General features: G+C 40.8%; 2 protein-coding genes and 1 pseudogene. All 3 read right to left on the bottom strand.

The window, feature by feature from the left end; genetic code table 11:
* Positions 1-107: 107 nt before the first annotated feature.
* The gene (locus R7P74_RS24575; protein ID WP_225474341.1) at positions 108-1,061 is read right to left on the bottom strand and encodes a hypothetical protein; all 954 of its coding nucleotides are present in this window, start codon (positions 1,059-1,061) and stop codon (positions 108-110) included.
* Positions 1,062-1,064: 3 nt separating this feature from the next.
* On the bottom strand, positions 1,065-2,009 hold the full coding sequence (locus R7P74_RS24570) for a hypothetical protein (RefSeq protein ID WP_225474342.1): 945 nt from the start codon (positions 2,007-2,009) through the stop codon (positions 1,065-1,067).
* A 3-nt stretch (positions 2,010-2,012) separates the two neighbouring features.
* Positions 2,013-2,525 (bottom strand): annotated as a pseudogene (locus tag R7P74_RS24565) (hypothetical protein); the annotation flags it as partial.

Below are 2,525 nucleotides of genomic sequence, written 5' to 3'. Positions count from 1 at the left end.
TTATGCCATGTTCTGACGTTATCGCCTGCGAGTATTTCTTGCTCTTGTGCCTCTTGATAAACTGCCAACTCTTCTGGAGTGATATAAAATGGTGAATATGCCAAGGGTTACTCCAGAGCTGTAGTTATTAGTTTAGACTTTGATTGTTCGATTTCAGACTCGGTTTGCCACTTACCGTTGTAAAGGTATTCCCATTCAGGGATAGGTGCGTTTTGAGCTCTAAGTTCAAACGTATCATCCACGGGGAACTCTAGGCTTCTTGCTGGTTCCGAGAGCAATTCATCAGGTGAATAAGCATTGAACAAGGCTTTGATATCCTCGAATTCGGTACATTTAAGTTGATACTCTTTAGACAATTTTTCCAAAACTCTCTCTAAATCATTGGTTGAACTGAAAAATATAAAGCTCCTACCTCTATAGTGGCATCGACTAACGGTCGTTTTCGCTACATCTCTGTAATCACAATCGTCATACCTATGATAAAGAGTAATAACCTTGCGTTTTTTGTTGTAGTAAGCAAATAGCCAATTTTCACGCTCTGCAATTCTGATATTTGTGCGCTCTTCGGGTTGGCGTTTAAGCATTTTGAATGAGACCAAAATAAAAGCGCCTGCGCCAGCTAAAGCCATTGGACCAACAAGAATTACCATTAATATACATGTGGTGGCGCCCACCCAGCCTGTTACTTGACTCGCATTGTTCATCCATTTTGGAATGGTACTACTAGGCTTTGCAACAAGTCCTTTTTCTGAAAAAACATAATGGTACTGCTTTAAAAGCCCCCATCTCATTAGGAAATAAAAAAGTGCCACGCAAAATGAAAGTACACATGCTAAGAAAATGGTGTCATCGTTTTGATCGAAGTTTGCTAAGGCAAAAAACATCGCAATACAGACAAACAAGGTTACGAGAGTAAAATAGAGGTGAATGTATCGAGAAGGCATCTCGACGTTTACAACACTCCAACGTAAAACATTGCTACCCGAGCTGATTCTTTGCTCTTGAGCCTCTTGATAAACCGCCAATTCTTCTGGGGTGATGTAAAAAGGTGAATAAGCCAATGTTTATACCTTGGCTGCTGTTGGTTCAGATTTTGATTGTTCGATTTCAGACTCGGTTTGCCACTTGCCGTTGTAAAGGTATTCACGCTCAGGAAGTGGGGCATTTGACGCCCTTAAATCAAATACCTCTTCGGTTTGATATTCTCTACTACAAACTGGAATACTAAAGAGCCTTGATTCTGGCTTCGATTCAAACAGCTTTTTGTGGTCATCTACCTCTGTACAATCCAGCTTGTAGACCTTTGACAGTTGCGCGACCATGGATTCTAAATCTGCTTCAGTTTTAAAGAAAACATAACAATCCGATCTATCTTGTGAGCGAAAGATAGTCTTATGAGCAGTATCTCGATATCTGCATATGTCCTGCTTAAAATAGAATTGGATCACTTTCCTTTTCTTGTTGTAGTCCGCAAACAGCCAATCTTCTCGTTCGCCTACTCTCACTTCTGTTGCTTCATCAGGCTGTCGTTTAAGCATACCAAATGAAACCAATATAAACCCACCAGCTCCGGCAAGAACCATGGGTCCAGCAACCCCAACCATCACGACACAAACTATTGCTCCAATCCAGCCCATGGCTTGAGTCGCAGAGTTGACCCAATTCGGTAAATCACGTCGCTTTTTTATAACCAATCCGCGATCGGACAAGATGTAATCATAACGATTGTCCAAACCAAATGTCAGATAAGATACACCAGACATGATTATCGTTAGACCCGATAAAATATAAGTTAAGATCATGTCACTGTTATCATGTAGGAAATAGGTAAGGAAAAATAATGGACTGACAGCGGCTATAGCAATCGATAGGTATAAGTATCGAAAAGGCTCTTCAATATCGTGCTTGTGCCAGGTTGTGAGATCTTTCCCCTTTAGAATTTGTTGCTCTTGTTCTTCTTGATAAGCCGAAAGCTCGTCTGGCGTGATGTAAAAAGGTAAATAAGCCAAGGGTTACTCTTTGGCTGTTGTTAGTTCAGATTTAGATTTTTCAATCTCAGATTCGGTTTGCCACTTGCCGTTGTAAAGGTATTCTTGCTCTGGGAGAGGGGCGTTCGAAGCCCTTAAATCAAATACCTCATCGGTTTGATATTCTCTATTACAAACAGGAATGTTAAACAGTCTAGCTTCTGGCTTCGATTCAAACAGCTTTTTGTGGTCATCTACCTCTGTACAATCCAGCTTATATTCCGTAGCTAACTGATTTACCATCGATTCTAAGTCCGTTTCAGTTTTGAAAAATACGTAGCAATCGGATCTACTGTGTGAACGGAAAATAGTTCTGTGAGCAGTGTCGATATATTCACACTTATCCTGCTTAAAGTAGAACTGGATCACTTTGCGCTTTTTGTTGTAGTCGGCAAACAACCAATCTTCACGCTCTCCAACTCTCACTTCTGTTGGTTCATCAGGCTGACGTTTAAGCATTTTAAAGGAGACTAATATAAAAGCACCAGCGCCTGCTAA

The sequence above is a fragment of the Vibrio sp. 2033 genome, from assembly GCF_033339735.1.
The sequence above is the reverse complement of the archived record's forward strand: the minus strand, read 5'-3'. Positions and strand labels throughout refer to the sequence as shown.